The 14,886-nt window shown below is 65.6% G+C and carries 13 protein-coding genes; 2 read left to right on the top strand and 11 right to left on the bottom strand.

Annotation, left to right across the window (positions count from 1 at the left end):
* Positions 1 to 14: 14 nt before the first annotated feature.
* The 7 genes from V5B60_RS16295 to V5B60_RS16265 all read right to left on the bottom strand — a co-directional run bounded on the left by V5B60_RS16295 (position 15) and on the right by V5B60_RS16265 (position 6,596).
* A complete protein-coding gene (locus tag V5B60_RS16295; RefSeq protein ID WP_332348225.1) occupies positions 15 to 920 on the bottom strand; it encodes a helix-turn-helix domain-containing protein in 906 nt (301 codons plus the stop codon).
* Positions 917 to 1,717, bottom strand: a complete 801-nt coding sequence (pilW, locus tag V5B60_RS16290; RefSeq protein ID WP_332348223.1) for a type IV pilus biogenesis/stability protein PilW — start codon at positions 1,715 to 1,717, stop codon at positions 917 to 919. Before pilW ends, V5B60_RS16295 begins: the two co-directional genes overlap by 4 nt.
* Positions 1,708 to 2,829, bottom strand: a complete 1,122-nt coding sequence (gene rlmN, locus V5B60_RS16285) for a 23S rRNA (adenine(2503)-C(2))-methyltransferase RlmN (RefSeq protein WP_332348221.1) — start codon at positions 2,827 to 2,829, stop codon at positions 1,708 to 1,710. The genes pilW and rlmN overlap by 10 nt, the downstream gene beginning before the upstream one ends.
* Positions 2,830 to 2,857: 28 nt before the next feature.
* A complete protein-coding gene (gene ndk / locus V5B60_RS16280; protein ID WP_287697996.1) occupies positions 2,858 to 3,286 on the bottom strand; it encodes a nucleoside-diphosphate kinase in 429 nt (142 codons plus the stop codon).
* A gap of 234 nt (positions 3,287 to 3,520) precedes the next feature.
* On the bottom strand, positions 3,521 to 4,804 hold the full coding sequence (locus tag V5B60_RS16275) for a TRAP transporter large permease (protein WP_332348218.1): 1,284 nt from the start codon (positions 4,802 to 4,804) through the stop codon (positions 3,521 to 3,523).
* A complete protein-coding gene (locus tag V5B60_RS16270; protein WP_332348216.1) occupies positions 4,801 to 5,499 on the bottom strand; it encodes a TRAP transporter small permease in 699 nt (232 codons plus the stop codon). Before V5B60_RS16270 ends, V5B60_RS16275 begins: the two co-directional genes overlap by 4 nt.
* 83 nt (positions 5,500 to 5,582) lie before the next feature.
* A complete protein-coding gene (locus tag V5B60_RS16265; protein WP_332348214.1) occupies positions 5,583 to 6,596 on the bottom strand; it encodes a TRAP transporter substrate-binding protein in 1,014 nt (337 codons plus the stop codon).
* Between the two features lie 209 nt (positions 6,597 to 6,805).
* On the opposite strand from V5B60_RS16265, the gene V5B60_RS16260 reads away from it, so the two are divergent.
* Both V5B60_RS16260 and V5B60_RS16255 read left to right on the top strand, forming a co-directional pair.
* On the top strand, positions 6,806 to 8,797 hold the full coding sequence (locus V5B60_RS16260) for a sensor histidine kinase (protein ID WP_332348212.1): 1,992 nt from the start codon (positions 6,806 to 6,808) through the stop codon (positions 8,795 to 8,797).
* Positions 8,794 to 9,393: a response regulator transcription factor gene (locus V5B60_RS16255; RefSeq protein WP_034937440.1), complete on the top strand. Its 600-nt coding sequence runs from the start codon at positions 8,794 to 8,796 to the stop codon at positions 9,391 to 9,393. The genes V5B60_RS16260 and V5B60_RS16255 overlap by 4 nt, the downstream gene beginning before the upstream one ends.
* 60 nt (positions 9,394 to 9,453) lie before the next feature.
* Here the strand turns inward: V5B60_RS16255 and scpB are convergent, their stop codons facing one another.
* The 4 genes from scpB to V5B60_RS16235 form a co-directional block, all read right to left on the bottom strand.
* The gene (gene scpB, locus V5B60_RS16250; protein ID WP_332348209.1) at positions 9,454 to 10,233 is read right to left on the bottom strand and encodes a methylmalonyl-CoA decarboxylase; all 780 of its coding nucleotides are present in this window, start codon (positions 10,231 to 10,233) and stop codon (positions 9,454 to 9,456) included.
* A 33-nt stretch (positions 10,234 to 10,266) separates the two neighbouring features.
* Positions 10,267 to 12,165 carry a potassium transporter Kup gene (locus V5B60_RS16245; protein WP_332348208.1) on the bottom strand — a complete coding sequence of 633 codons (1,899 nt, stop codon included), beginning with the start codon at positions 12,163 to 12,165 and terminating at the stop codon, positions 10,267 to 10,269.
* 258 nt (positions 12,166 to 12,423) lie between these two features.
* Entirely contained in the window at positions 12,424 to 13,851 is a 1,428-nt protein-coding gene (tilS, locus tag V5B60_RS16240; RefSeq protein WP_332348206.1) for a tRNA lysidine(34) synthetase TilS, read from the bottom strand.
* Between the two features lie 28 nt (positions 13,852 to 13,879).
* Positions 13,880 to 14,848: an acetyl-CoA carboxylase carboxyltransferase subunit alpha gene (locus V5B60_RS16235; RefSeq protein WP_332348204.1), complete on the bottom strand. Its 969-nt coding sequence runs from the start codon at positions 14,846 to 14,848 to the stop codon at positions 13,880 to 13,882.
* Positions 14,849 to 14,886 lie beyond the last annotated feature (38 nt).

The raw sequence follows: 14,886 nt of genomic DNA, 5'->3' as shown, positions 1-14,886 counted from the left end.
CACTGGCACCCGCCTCACTCGACCGTCAGCCGGGCGACGTCACCCTTGCTGTGCGGCGCCAGATCGATCACGCGGCCGCGATACTGCAGCGTCACCTGCGTCGCGTTGCCGATCACCAGCGAAAAAGGGGCCTGACCACCCACCTCGCGCTGGCTGGCGGCCGGCATCATCCCGGAAACGATCGTCTGACCCATGGCGTCACGCACCTCGACCCATGCCGACTGGGCAAACGACAGCCTGAGATCGCCCGCGCCCGCGGACGCCGCGTCCGCGGACGCCGCCGCCAGCACCGTGGCATTCGGCGGGCTGACGCTGGTCACCGATTCGGCAGAAGCCGCATGTGGCGTCGAATCGTGGGCTGTCGGCAGCACTGGCGCGGGCTGCGCGCGTTCGGCATGTGGCGCCATCGAGCGGCTCTCGATCATCTCGCTCAGCCGCGCCTGCCACTCCCTCAGCGGCGCAAAGAAGTAGACCAACACCGCCAGCACCAGCAACAGCAGCCCGCCCAGAACCGCCAGGTAATCGCGTCGCTCGGCCCGGCGGCCCGGCGGCGATGGCAGGTTGGCGCTGGTTCCGGCAGAAGCGGCGAGCTGCGGCTTCTGCTGCAGCCGGGCGGCATCGAGACCGCGCATCAGTTGCTCGACGTCGAGGTCGAACAGGCGCGCATAGTTGCGGACGAAGCCGCGAATCATCGTGTTGCCCGGCAGGAGCTGCCATTCCTCATTCTCGAGGGCGGCCACCTGGCCCGGCCCGAGCTTGAGCGACTGCGCCACCTCGGCCAGACTGAGCCCGCGTCCCTCGCGCGCTGCGCGCAGTTGTTGCCCGACACCACCGACAGCCAAAGCTGGCGGTTCGCCTGCCGTCCCGGCGGCAGCCGGCCGCTCGTCGGGCGGGAGCGGAAAAACGCCCTGCCCGTTCATTCCGCTCTTCCCTTCAGCAACTCCTCCGCCTCGGGCGACAGCGGGAACTTTCGTCGCAGCTGGCTGGCGTAACGGGCTTCCGCCGGACGGTTGCCGAGAGCCCGCTCGATTCGCACGCCGAGCCACAACGCCTCGGCGTTGGGGTCGTTTTGGCGCAGCAGTTCGACGAGTTCGTGGCGCGCCCGCTCGACGTCACCCTTGCGGAAGTTGATGCTGGCCAGTTCGAGCAGCGCCGGCGGGTTCCCCGGCAGGATGCGCAGGCTCTGCTCGACATGAGCTTCGGCACTCGCGAGGTCGCCAATCCGGGCATAGCAGCTGCCGGCGTTGAGGTAGGCCTTTTCCGGCGTCTTGTAGAGCGGGTTCCTCATTGCCGTCTGGATATGGCCGAGACCCTCCTTCTCACGTCCCACCTGACAGAGAAACCAGCCGTAATTGTTGTTGATCTCCGGATCCTTGCCGTCGAGGCTGAGCGCGCGACGGAAATCCTGGTCGGCCAGTTGCAGCTCGCGGATGCGGTACGCCGCCAGTCCGCGCATGGCGTAGGCCGTCGCATAGTCCGGATCGATCAGGATGGCGATGCTCATCTCCTCGAGCGCGACCGTCAGGTTGCCGCTCTGCAGATACATCGCGCCGAGTTCGGTGTGCAGCTTGGCGCGCGTGCGCGGGTCGCGTGGCTTGGTCGGCTGGCGCGAATCGACCTCGTCCTCGGCGGGCTTCTTCGCTGCCGGCGACACCGAGCCGGAAGAGCAGGCGGCAAGGCCCAGGCAAAAGAAGAGGCAACAGAGGATCAGCCGCATGCGCTCTCCTCCTGCGACACCCGTTCGAGAACGAAACTGCGGCTCCCTCGCCGCGTCCGGTCGCGCACCTGCCCCGCCAGTTGGCCGCAGGCAGCGGCGATGTCGTCCCCACGCGTCCTGCGCGTCGTCGTGACGACGCCGCCGGCGAGCAGGATCTCGGCGAAGCGACGCACCCGCATGGCCGGCGAGCGCCGGTACGGCGAGTCCGGGAAGGGGTTGAAGGGAATCAGGTTGAACTTGCACGGCACCTCGCGCGTCAGCGCCAGCAGTTCGCGCGCCTGCGCATCGGAGTCATTGACACCGTCGATCATGACGTACTCGAAGGTGATGAAATCGCGCGGCGCCCGTTCGAGATAGCGCTGGCAGGCGGCGAGCAGTGCGCGCAGCGGATACTTGCGGTTGATCGGCACGAGTTCGTCACGCAAACCGTCGTCCGGAGCGTGCAGCGACACCGCCAGCGCCACCGGGCACTCGTCGCGCAGCCGGTCCATGGCCGGCACCAGGCCGGAAGTCGACACGGTGACCCGCCGCCGCGACAGGCCATAGGCATTGTCGTCGAGCATCAGGCGCAGCGCGCGCACGGTGTTGTCGAGATTGGCCAGCGGCTCGCCCATGCCCATCAGGACGACATTGCTGATCATCCGCTCGCCGTTCGCCGGGCGCTCCGCCCAGCCACCCAGCGCATGCTGCGCCTGCCAAAGCTGGCCGATGATCTCCGCCACCGTCAGGTTGCGGTTGAAACCCTGCTTGCCCGTGGCGCAGAACGAGCAGTCGAGCGCGCAGCCAGCCTGTGTCGAGATGCACAGCGTGCCGCGCTCCTCCTCGGGGATGAAGACAGCCTCGACGGCGTTGCCGCTGCCGACGTCGAAAAGGAACTTGCGCGTGCCGTCGTCGGCCACCCGATCGGCGATCACCGGCGGCGGCTGCACGACCGCCTGCGCGTCGAGTTTCTCGCGCAGGCCGCGGGCAATGTCGGTCATCGCCGCAAAGTCCGCCTGCCCGAAGCGATGCAGCCAGCGCAGCACCTGCCGCGCGCGAAACGGCTTCTCGCCCCGGTCGGCGAAGAAGGCCGTCAGCGCGGCGGCATCGAAATCGAGCAGGTTGACCGTCATGGTGACCGACGAGGCAGGTCCGCGAAGACTAGCGACCGGCGTAGACGCTCATTTCCGGGAAGAAGAAGGCGACCTCGACCTTCGCCGTCTCCGGTCCGTCGGAGCCGTGCACGGCGTTGGCGTCGATCGACTCGGCGAAGTCGGCGCGAATCGTCCCCGGCTCGGCCTTTTTCGGATCGGTGGCGCCCATCAGCTCGCGGTTCTTGGCGATCGCGTTCTCGCCCTCGAGCACCTGGATCATGACCGGACCCGAGATCATGAAATCGACCAGATCCTTGAAGAAAGGACGCTCGCGATGCACGGCGTAGAAGGCGCCGGCTTCCTGCGGTGACAGCCAGGCCATTTTGGCGGCAATCACCTTCAACCCATTGGTTTCGAAACGGGAATAGATCTTGCCGATGACGTTCTTCGCGACGGCGTCGGGCTTGATGATGGAAAGGGTACGTTCGCTGGCCATGGAGCACTCTCCGGATGCGGTGGATGAAGAAGAAAAACGACGCGAAATCATATTGCTAGACGACTAACCTGAAGATTATACCAAGACTCGGGCACGCGTGCCGGCAGCGACGCAAATTGGACCGCGAATCGATCGCCGACCGCCACGATCGCCATTCGCCAGCAACGCAAAAAGGGCGCACACGGGTTGCCCCGCGCGCGCCCCGACAGAACAGGCCGCGGTGTCCGCCAACGGCTACATCATGCCGAGTGTCCTCGGCAGCCAGAGCGACATGATCGGCACATAGGTGACGACGACCAGGAAGACCAGCATCGACAGCAGCCACGGCCAGACGGCGACGGTCAGTTCGGTGATGCCCATCTTGGTGATGCCGGAGGCGACGTAGAGGTTGAGTCCGACCGGCGGATGGCACATGCCGACCTCCATGTTGACCACCATCAGTATGCCGAAGTGCACCGGATCGATGCCCAGCTTGATCGCCACCGGGAAGAGGATCGGCGCGAAGATGAGGACGATCGACGACGGTTCCATGAAGTTGCCGGCGAGCAGGAGGATGATGTTCACCGCCAGCAGGAAGGCGATCATTCCCAGCCCGTGGCCGAGCATCCAGTCCGCCAGCGCCTGCGGGATGTTCTCGTTGGTCATGATGAACGAGAAGAGGACGGCGTTGGTGATGATGTAGAGCAGCATCGCCGACATGTTCGCCGAGTTGAGCAGCACCCTCGGCACGTCCTTCATCGTCAGGTCCTTATAGACGAAGACGGCGACGAAGAAGGCATAGACCGCACTCATCGCTGCTGCCTCGGTCGGCGTGAACATGCCGCTGTAGATGCCGCCCATGACGACGACGATCAGGAACAGGCCCCAGGCCGACTCGCGGAACGACTTGACGCGCTGCGTGAAGGAGGCTTTCGGCATGCGCGGATAGTCGAACTTCTTCGCCCGGTACCAGGTGACACCACCCAGCGTCATCGCCAGCAGGATGCCCGGGATGACGCCGGCCATGAACAGCGCGCCGACCGAGGTGTTGGTCGCCACCGAGTACATGACCATGACGATCGACGGGGGAATCAGGATGCCGAGTGCGCCCGAGGTGGTGATGACCCCGGCGCCGAAGCGGTTCGGGAAGCCGGCCTTGACCATCGCCGGCATCAGGATCGAGCCGATGGCGACGACGGTTGCCGGCGACGAGCCCGAAACCGCTGCGAACAACGCACAGGCCATCACCCCGGCGAGGCCGAGGCCACCGTACCAGTGGCCGACGACGTCGGTCGCGAACTTGATCATCCGCCGCGCAACCCCGCCATGGGTGAGAAAGTTGCCGGCCAGGATGAAGAACGGAATCGCCATGATCTCGAACTTCTCGATGCCGGTGAACAGCTTCAGCGCCACCGATTCGAGCGGCACCTGGGTGAACATGAAGAGGAAGCTGAGTACCGTCAGGCCGAGCGAAATCGAGATCGGCATGCCGGTCAGCATGAGGACCAGCAGGATGACGAAGATGATCGTCGCGTTCATTTCTTCTCTCCTCCCTGACCAGACCGATCTTCCGGATGGTGTTGCGAGTAGTTGCGATCATGTGGGTGCAGGTTGTCCTCGAGACGGTAGGTCTCGGCAACGTCCGGATTCTCCTCGATGCCATCGACGTGGCCATGATCGTGGTGTGGCAGTTCGCCGGTGCGGATGAAGCCCCAGGTGACCTGCAGGAAGCGGAAGCACATCAGTGACGAACCGAGCGGAATGGCGCTGTAGACGATCCAGGTCGGCCATTCGAGGTCCGGCGTCGTCGGGCCTTCCGGTACGTCGCCGACGTCCCAGCCAAACCAGGAATAGAAGGCGTAGTGGAAACCGTTCTCCCAGACGAAGTGCGCCCCCAGGGTGCCGACGATGCCGGTGAACAGCGCTCCGGCGAGCAGGCCGAAAATGACGAACTTGCCGCGCGTCTGCTCGCTCATGCGGTTGATCAGCACGTCGACGCCGACGTGGATGCCGGTCCGTACGCCGTACGCGGCGCCGAACTTCGCCATCCAGACGAACATGATGATGCACAGTTCCTGTGCCCAGCCGAAATTGAGCGACAAGAGCCAGTCCTGCAGCCCGGGAATCGACATGCCCGAGAGATAGCGGTGCATCACCGACAGGAAGATGATCGTCGTTGCCGCCCCCATGAGGAAGGTGATCAGCCACTCCTCGAGGTGGTCCAGTAGCTTCATAGAGAATGCCTCCTCCGACTGCCTGCAAAAAGGCCCGCTGGGTCAGGCATCCCAACGGGCCGTTTCCGTCCTCCTGGCCGCGATCAGAACTTGCTCGGATCGAAGCCTGTCTCCTTGTACACCGATTGCAGCAGATCCTTGCCGATGCGCGACTCCATCTTCACATGCACCGGTGCCAGCGCCTTCTTGAAGGCGGTCTTCTCGTCGGCCGTCAGGGTGTAGACCTGCGTCTTGCCGCTCTTCTTCACGCCTTCCAGATCCTTGTCGTTCTGCTCCTTGGCGATCTTGTTGGCGTAGATGGTCGATTCCTTCATCGCCTGCTCGAGCTGGCCACGGACGTCGGCCGGCAGACCTTCCCAGAACTTCTTGTTGGCGATCACCGCGTAACCGAGGTAACCGTGGTCGGTCAGCGCGAGATGCTTCTGCACCTCGTACATCTTCTGCGTATAGAGGTTGGAGATCGGGTTCTCGGTGCCATCGACGACGCCGGTCTGCAGCGCCTGATAGACCTCCGAGAAAGCCATCACCTGCGGCAGCGCACTCAGTGCACGGATTTCCTCCTCGAGCACCTTCGACGACTGGATGCGCAATTTCTTGCCCTTCAGGTCGGCCGGGGTCTTGATCGGCGTGTTGGCCGAGAAGGACTTGAAACCGTTGTCCCAGAACGCCAGCCCGACGACCCCCTTCGGCTCGAGCTTCTTGAGCAGGCTCTGGCCAACCGGGCCCTGCGTCACCTTGTGCAGTTCCTCGTAGTTGTCGAAGATGTACGGCAGATCGAAGAGCTCGAATTCCTTTACTCCGAGCGGACCGAACTTGGCCAGCGAGGGGGCGAGCATCTGCACCGCGCCAAGCTGCAGCGCCTCCATCTCTTCCTTGTCCTTGTACAGCGTCGAGTTCGCGTAAACCTCGACCTTGACCTTGCCCTTGGTCAGCTCGGCTGCGCGCTTGGCGAAGTACTCGGCGGCAAGTCCCTTCGGTGTATCGTGTGCGACGACGTGGCTGAACTTGATGACGATCGGCTGCTGGGCGACGGCTGTGAACGGGGTTGCGGCCAGCGTGCAGGCAGCCAGACCGAAGAACAGCTTGGCAAGTCTCATGTTTTCTCCTCCTTGGGAATGATGTCGAATTGATGACGACCGGTACGGCAGCGGCGACTATCACAGAAAGCCGCGTGCGCGAAAATTGTGGAAATCCGCAATGCGCCGGCGGAGACGGTCGCGCGGCCGTCTCCGGCCGAGGACTGGTGGTCGAGGAGTGCGGGCCAGGGATGGGCGGCAAGTGGCGAACTTGGGTAAGATGTCCGCCGATGAAGCAGGTCCACCTACCCTACCAGTACGACCGGCGGCGGCCACCGCCGCTCAGGTGGTCGACCTGGTATCTCTTCGCCCTCAAGCTGGCGACCGGATTGCTGCTGATCCTGCTGATTGCCCTGCTCTGGCTGCTGCATCGCAACGAGATCGACGAGCAGCGCTCGGCGCTGATCGCCGACGTCCTCTGGCTCGAGCAGACACTGCGCTTCCATCTCGAGGGAAACGCCGAGCAGTTCCAGCAACTGGCACTCGACCTGACGCGCGCGGGCAGGCCGGCGGAACTGTTCGACCTGCGCGCCCGCCACCTCCTGCGCAACAGCCCCGAATTGCGCCAGGTGCTGTGGCTCGATGCGACGGCGAAGGTGCTGCACGGCATGCCGACGCTGACGCTGCCGCGGGTCATCGACGAGGCCTTCGGCGACAATCCGGTCAGCCGCTCGCTCGAACTCGCGCGACTCGGCAAGCCGATCTACAGCGACGCCTTCCGCACCATCGAGGCCGCGCAGTTCGAGGTCTATGTGCCGATCTTCGCTGACGGCGCGTACCGCGGCGCGCTGCTCGCAGTGTATTCGCTGAACGGGCTGCTCAAGCACCAGATCCCGTGGTGGTTTGCCGAGAGGTATCAGGTGCGGGCGGTCGACGGCAACGGCAGCCTGCTGGCGAGCAAGTCGCGCATCGACGCCTCGCCGACGACGCTGACCCACCCGATCAGCCTCGACCCGCCGGGCTACGGTGTGACGCTGCAGGTGACCGCGTACCGCAGCCCGGGCAACCTGGCGCAGACGCTGATCGCGACTCTGGTGATCATCCTCGCGGCGGCGGTCTTCTGGAGCCTGTGGGCGGTACGCGGGCTGATCCAACGGCGCGTTTCGGCAGAACAGGCGCTGCGCACGGAGTACGCCTTCCGCAAGGCAATGGAGGATTCGCTGATGGTCGGCATGCGCGCCCGCGACCTGGAGGGTCGCGTCACCTATGCCAATCCCTCGTTCCTGCGCATGGTCGGCTTCAGTGCCGAGGAGCTGATCGGCAGGGCGCCGCCGATGCCCTACTGGGCGCCCGAGGAGATGGAGCGGACCCTGCAGGTGCACAACCACATCCTGCAGGGGAACGCACCGCACGAGGGCTTCGAGATCCGACTGATGCGCAAGGATGGCAGCCGCTTCGATGCGCTCATCTACGAAGCGCCGCTGATCGATGCCGACGGCCGGCAGACTGGCTGGATGGGGTCGATCATCGACGTCACGGCGCGCAAGCAGGCCGAGGAGGTCGCCCGCCAGCAGCAGGAGAAGCTGCAGGTGACCGCCCGCCTGGTGACCATGGGCGAGATGGCCTCGACTCTGGCGCACGAACTCAACCAGCCGCTGGCGGCGATCACCAGCTACAACGCCGGCTGCCTGAACAAACTCGACTCCGGCAACTTCAACCCGCTGCAGATCCGGGAAGCGCTCGGCAAGCTGGCGGTGCAGGCGCAACGCGCCGGCCAGATCATCCGCCGCGTGCACGATTTCGTCCGCAAGAGCGAGCCGAAGCTCACGCCCTGCGATCTCGCCGAGGTGATCGACGACAGCGTCGGCTTCATCGAGGCGGCGGCGAGGAATCGCGGCGTCCGCATCGTGCGCGAAATCCAGGGCATGCGGCCGGAGTTGCTGGCCGACCCGGTGATGCTCGAGCAGGTGCTGCTCAACCTCATGCGCAACGGCATCGAGGCGATGGCCGGCTTGCCGGCCGAGCGCCGACGGCTGACGGTGAGGCTCGGGCAGGTCGACGCGCAGATGGAAATCCGCGTCATCGACCGTGGCCCCGGCATCCCACCGGAAGCGCTCGAGAAACTCTTCACGCCGCTCTTCTCGACCAAGGCCGACGGCATGGGAATGGGCCTCAACATCTGCCGCTCGATCATCGAGTTCCACCACGGCCGCCTGTGGGTCGAAGCCAACCCGGAAGGCGGTTCGGTCTTCGTCATCACCCTGCCGATCCACCGTCAATGACGCCCTGTGCCCACCTGATCGACGACGACGACGCGATCCGCGACTCGCTCGCCTGGCTGCTCGAGTCCTGCGGCGTCGCCTGCCGGAGTTATCCGTCAGCCGAGGACTTCCTCGCCGAGTGGCTGCCCTCATGCACCGGCTGCATCCTGCTCGACATCCGCATGGGCGGCATGAGCGGACCCGAACTGTTCGACGTTCTCTGCGAGCGTGGCTGCCGCATGCCGGTGATCTTCCTGACCGGCCACGGTGACGTGCCGATGGCGGTCGCGGCGCTGAAGAAGGGCGCCTTCGACTTCGTCGAAAAGCCGTTCAACGACAACGAACTGGTCGACCGGGTCGTCGAGGCGCTGAAACTCGATGCGAACCAGCGTCTCGCCGCCGCCGACGCCGACTCGCTCAGTGCGCGCCTGAGCAGCCTGACGACGCGCGAGCGCGAGGTCATGGAACTGGTTCTCGCCGGCAAGCTGAACAAGCTGATCGCCGACGAACTGCAGATCAGCATGCGCACCGTCGAGGTGCACCGCGCCAATCTCTTCGACAAGATGGGCGTGCGCACCGCCGTCGAACTGGCGCAACTGCTCGCCGGCAAGCGCTGAGGACGAGCGCCCGCGCCAGCGCCGCAACGCGGCGCGTGCGGCGATCCGATGGCAGGGACTTCAGCGGCCGAGGAAACGTGGCTTGCGTTTCTCGGCGAAGGCGGCCAGCCCCTCCTGGTAATCGTGGCTGTCGTAGACCTCTCGCCGCAACCCCTGAATCCTTTCGAAGAGCTCCGGAGTGACCGAACGCGCGCTCGAGAGGAGGCGAAGCTCCTCTTTCATGACGGCAATGCTGAGGGGCGAATTGGCGACGATCTGTTCCGCCAGCCGGTAGACGAAGGCTTCGATCTCCTCCGTCGGCCGCACGTAGTTCACCACACCGAGGTTCAGCGCCTGCGCCACCGGGATCGGCTGCGCGGTGAACAGCATCTCCTTCGCCACCGGCAGCGGGATCATGTTCAAGACGGTCAGCAGCCCCCCGAGGTTGTACGGAACGCCGAGCTTCGCCGGCGTGATGGCGAAGGTGGCCTCAGGCGTCGCCACGATGAGGTCGCAGGCCATCGCCACCTCGCACGCTCCGCCCCAGACGCCGCCCTCGATGAGGGCCAGCACCGGCGCCGGGTATTCCTGGATCGCCCGGATGAGAACCCGCAGGGGGTCGCTCCAGCCGAGGGGATCGCGGCCGCCGGCCGGCAACTCGCTGACATCGTGCCCGGCCGACCAGACCTTGCTGCCGGCGGGAGCGCGCAGCACGATGGCGCGCATCGCCTGCTCACGAAAAGCGCCGAGTGCCGTCGTGATCTCGCCGATCAGCGCCTCGCTCAGCGCGTTGCGGCGCGCTGCGTGGTTCATCACGATCGTGCCGACCGCATCCCGCGTTTCCGTAATGATCAGTGCCACAGAATCCCCCATCGCCCGCCGAGCAGGCCAGGACTACGACAACTCCACCTGGGCGCCAAGCTCGACGACCCGGTTTGGCGGGATCTTGAAGAAGGCGGTCGCCGTGTCGGCATTGCGGAACATCCAGGTGAACAGGATCTGCCGCCAGTATGCCATCCGCGCACGCCCGGAAATCGGCATGGTGACGACCGTCTCGCGCCCCAGGAAGAACGAGGTCTCCATCATCTCGAACGGCAGTCCCATCGTGCTGCATCGTTCGAGCACCCGTGGCACATCGGGATCGTCCTTGAAGCCATAACGAACGAATACCCGGTAGAAACCAGCCGGCAGCGACTCGATGCGGATGTTCTCGTCTTCGACGTGCGGCACGTCCTCGGTCACCACGTTGAGCAGCACGACCCGCTCGTGCAGGACCCTGTTGTGGTAGAGGTTGTGCAGCAGAGCCCGCGGTACCCCGTTGGGCTCGGCGGTCATGAAAACGCCGGTGCCATCGACGCGATGCGGTCCGCCCGCTGCCAGGCTGTCGATGAAGGGTTCGAGCGGCACCGAATCCCTCTGCAGTCTTTCGTACAGGAGCTTGCGACCGAGCCGCCAGGTCGACAGCAGCGCGAAGACTGTGCAGCCCAGCGCAAGCGGGAACCAGCCACCATCGAGAATCTTGATCACATTCGCCGAAAAGAAGGCGAAATCGACGACGACGAAGAAGGCGAGAAAGAGAATGGCACGGCCCAAGCCCCATTGCCACAACGCACGCACGACGACGAAGGCAAGGATGGTATCGATCATCATCGTCAGGGTGACGGCGATGCCGTAGGCAGCCGCCAGGTTGGACGAGGAGCGGAAACCGAGGACGACGATGATCACCGTCAGCAGGAGCAGCCAGTTGATGTTCGGCACGTAAATCTGGCCCTTTTCCCGCTCGGAGGTGAACTTCACCTGGATGCGCGGACAATAGCCCAGCTGCATCGCCTGGCTGGTGAGCGAAAAGGCGCCCGAGATCACCGCCTGCGAGGCGATCACGGTCGCCATCGTCGCCAGAACCACCAGCGGGATCAGCAGCAGTTCGTCCGGAACCAGCAGGAAGAAGGGGCTCTCGATCGCTTCCGGGTCGGCAAGGATCAGTGCGCCCTGACCGAGATAGTTGAGGTAAAGCAGCGGAAAGACAAAGCCAAACCAGGCCCACTTGACCGCCCGGTGGCCAAAATGCCCCATGTCGGCGTACAGCGCCTCGCCGCCGGTGATCGCCAGCACCACCGAACCGAGCGCCAGGAAAGCCATGCCGACATTCTCGACGCAGAAGGACATGGCGTACCAGGGGTTGATCGCAGCCAGCACCGCCGGGTGCTGTACCACGTTCCACAACCCCAGTCCGCCCAGCGTGGCAAACCAGAACATCATCACCGGACCGAACAGCGCCCCCACTGCCGCCGTGCCGTGTCGCTGAAAAAAGAACAGCACGACCAGGATGGCCGTGGCGATCGGCAGCACGTAAGGCTTGAGCAGTGGCGTCGCGACTTCCAGTCCCTCGACTGCCGACAGCACCGACATCGCTGGAGTGATCACCGCATCACCGTAGAACAGCGCCGCGCCGAAGATGCCGAGCGCAGTCACCAGCCAGAGGACGGCCGGAGCGGCGTTCGCCGTGCGCAGTGCCAGCGCGGTCAGAGCCATGATGCCGCCCTCGCCCTTGTTGTCGGCACGCATGATGAACAGGACGTACTTCAGCGACACGGTGATCGTCAACGCCCAGAAGACCAGCGAGAGGATCCCGAGGACATTGGCTTCGGTGACCGCCAGCGGATGGTGGCCGCCAAACACCTCCTTCATCGTATACAGCGGACTGGTTCCGATGTCGCCGAAGACGACACCCATCGCCGCCAGTGCCGTCGTCGCCAGTCCAGTCTGCTCGCCGTGCGCCGTCGCCGCAGTCATGTGCTCTCCGAAGAAAAAGGAGAAAAAGAAGAAGAACACGAGCCGCGCTCGCATCCCCGGAGTGTCCGGTCGACGCCGCCGGTGACCTAAGCCAGTCGCAAGAGCCGCAGTATCCCCGCCTCTTGGGGCCGATTTGTGCATCGCACCACGCGGCGCGATTGTACTGCGCCCGCAATGGGCCAGCAATGCTTTCTCTCGGGTTGGCGCGCGATGCGCCGCCTGCGCCCACGGCCCCGGCCACGGCTCGCTCGACCCACCTCATGCAGTTCCGGCCGGCGACTCCAGACCCTGCTCGATTCGCTGCCGTGCGCCGCTCTGCAGGGCGATCACGATGCCGGCCTCCCCGGGGGCACAGGCGAACGCCGCATCGACGCCGAGGCCTGCCACCCAGGCGACGCGTTCGCCACAGCACAGCAACGGCAGGCGGTCGCGTTCCCAGGGCGGCACCCCGGCCTCCTGGAAGAGCTTGCGCAGGGGGCGGCGCGGCCGCCGCGGGTCAGGCTGCAATGCCTCGCCACCGCTCCTCGTCCGCAGGCAGACCACATCCCCGGCAAGCAACCGGCGGCTGATGCCGCCGCCAGTCGCTGCAGCGAAGTTGAGCCGGTCGGCGCCCCAGGAAAGTTGCGCCTCGCCGCGCCATGCCAGCGGTAGGGTGGGGATCGGTGGCCGCTGGCGAACGACGTGGATCTCGTCGCGATAGACGTGGAGCGCGCCGTCGACGGTGGCGATGCAGGTGGCCGCGGCCGTGTCGGCGCTCGCGAGTTGCCGTAGCGCCTCGTCGAGCCAGCGCGTCTCCGGCGCCCGCATGCCTGCGCCATGCAGTTCATGCCGCAGTAGATTGCGCGCTCGCGCCGTGCTCAAGAGATTGAAGCGCCGCAGATCGATCCGGCCATGCGCGCCGACGACCAGCAAGCGGTCGATCGCGGCGAGTTCGTCGAGCAGTTGCGCTGCCTCGGCGAAGTGGCCGGCGGCGCGCGCCAGCGCCTGTGCGGCAGCTGGAAACTGCTGCGCGATGCACGGCAGGACCTCGTGCCGCAGGTGGTTGCGGCGCAGACGAAGGTCGGCGTTGCTCTCGTCCTCGACCCAGGACAGCGCCTGTTCGCTCGCGTAAGCGGCGATCGTCGCCCGCGACAGGCCGAGCAGCGGCCGGATCAGCCGTGGACCGGCAGCCTGGCTTCTCTCGTCGGGCATGCCGGCAGCGCCGCGCACGCCGGCGCCGCGCAGGAGCCGGAAGAGGACGGTCTCCGCCTGGTCGTCGCGATGCTGGGCGAGCGCCAGCCAGTCCGCCTGGCAGCGCGCGAAGACGGCCTGTCGCTGCCGCCGCGCCGCCCCTTCGATCCCCTCGCCGCTGCCCAGGGGCACCTGCACGCGCCCGATCGCCAGCCCCACGTCGAGCCGCCGGCAGAACTCGTGGCAGAAGTCTACCCAGGCGTCCGCATGCGGACTCAGGCCGTGATGGACATGCAGCGCCGAAAGTTCACAGTCCAGCCCTGCGGCGCGCAGCCGGCTCAGGGCGTGCAACAGGACGACCGAGTCGAGACCACCGGAAAGCGCGACGCAGACGCGGCGGCCGCGCGCCAGCCGCGGTGCGATGAAACGCCCGACAATCGCTGCCAGGGTGGGTTCGACCGTGGCGTCCCTCCCTCCGGACGGATCCGCTCCGCGCGTGGCGCGACCGCTCGGCAACCTCGCCGGATCCCAGCCGTACTCCGGCTCAGCCGGGCTGCAGTTCCCTGACCGCCCCGTACGACAGGATACGGTCAAGGCGTTGCTGCAGGAGGTCTGCCAAGGGGACCTTCCTGAGTTGCTGCAACGAGGCGCGCAGCGCCTGCCGCAGATTCTCCGCCATCGCGGCGTGGTCACGGTGCGCGCCGCCGATGGGTTCGGGGACGATGCGGTCAACCAGCCCGAGCGACTGCAGGCGCTGCGCCGTGATGCCCATGATCTCGGCAGCCTCGCTGGCCTTCTCGGCGCTCTTCCAGAGAATCGACGCGCAACCCTCCGGCGAGATCACCGAGTAGGTCGCATACTGCAGCATCTGCAGGACGTCGCCGACACCGATCGCCAGCGCACCGCCCGAACCGCCTTCGCCAATCACCGTGACGACGATCGGCACCTGCAGTTCGGCCATCACGTACAGGTTGCGCCCGATCGCCTCCGACTGGCCACGCTCTTCGGCATCGATGCCGGGATAGGCGCCGGGCGTGTCGATGAAGGTCAGCACCGGAATGCCGAACTTTTCGGCCAGGCGCATCAGGCGCAACGCCTTGCGGTAGCCTTCCGGCCGCGGCATGCCAAAGTTGCGGAACAGTTTCTCCTTGGTGTCCCGGCCCTTCTGGTGGCCGATGACCATCACCGATTCGCCGTCGAGCCGCGCCAGCCCGCCGACGATCGCACGATCGTCGGCAAAGGCGCGGTCGCCGTGCAGTTCCGCGAAGTCGGTGAAGATCAGGTTGAGGTAGTCCAGCGTGTACGGCCGTTGCGCATGCCGCGCAACCTGGCACACCTGCCACGACGTCAGGCGGGAATAGATGTCACGGGTGAGCAGCCGGCTCTTCTCTTCGAGTCCGTCGATCTCTTCGGAAATGTCGACCGCCGACTTCTCCTGTGCGGAGCGCAGCGCTTCGATCTTGCTCTCCAGGTCGGCAACCGGTTGTTCAAAGTCGAGAAAGCTGGTTTTCATCGGGCCCGGCCGGAGCGGCGTGCAGGTGGGTTGTGAGG

Source organism: Accumulibacter sp., assembly GCF_036625195.1.
Classification (GTDB): Bacteria; Pseudomonadota; Gammaproteobacteria; order Burkholderiales; family Rhodocyclaceae; genus Accumulibacter.
Note: the sequence above shows the minus strand (reverse complement) of the source record. Positions and strands in the feature narration are given on the sequence as shown.

Excerpts from the sequence above, each read along its gene's own strand:
- rlmN (WP_332348221.1), bottom strand. The coding sequence starts at position 2,829 with ATGACGGTCAACCTGCTCGATTTCGATGCCGCCGCGCTGACGGCCTTC.
- V5B60_RS16255 (WP_034937440.1), top strand. The coding sequence starts at position 8,794 with ATGACGCCCTGTGCCCACCTGATCGACGACGACGACGCGATCCGCGAC.
- V5B60_RS16245 (WP_332348208.1), bottom strand. The coding sequence starts at position 12,165 with ATGACTGCGGCGACGGCGCACGGCGAGCAGACTGGACTGGCGACGACG.
- V5B60_RS16235 (WP_332348204.1), bottom strand. The coding sequence starts at position 14,848 with ATGAAAACCAGCTTTCTCGACTTTGAACAACCGGTTGCCGACCTGGAG.
- V5B60_RS16295 (WP_332348225.1), bottom strand. The coding sequence starts at position 920 with ATGAACGGGCAGGGCGTTTTTCCGCTCCCGCCCGACGAGCGGCCGGCT.
- pilW (WP_332348223.1), bottom strand. The coding sequence starts at position 1,717 with ATGCGGCTGATCCTCTGTTGCCTCTTCTTTTGCCTGGGCCTTGCCGCC.
- V5B60_RS16270 (WP_332348216.1), bottom strand. The coding sequence starts at position 5,499 with ATGAAGCTACTGGACCACCTCGAGGAGTGGCTGATCACCTTCCTCATG.
- V5B60_RS16275 (WP_332348218.1), bottom strand. The coding sequence starts at position 4,804 with ATGAACGCGACGATCATCTTCGTCATCCTGCTGGTCCTCATGCTGACC.
- ndk (WP_287697996.1), bottom strand. The coding sequence starts at position 3,286 with ATGGCCAGCGAACGTACCCTTTCCATCATCAAGCCCGACGCCGTCGCG.
- V5B60_RS16265 (WP_332348214.1), bottom strand. The coding sequence starts at position 6,596 with ATGAGACTTGCCAAGCTGTTCTTCGGTCTGGCTGCCTGCACGCTGGCC.
- V5B60_RS16260 (WP_332348212.1), top strand. The coding sequence starts at position 6,806 with ATGAAGCAGGTCCACCTACCCTACCAGTACGACCGGCGGCGGCCACCG.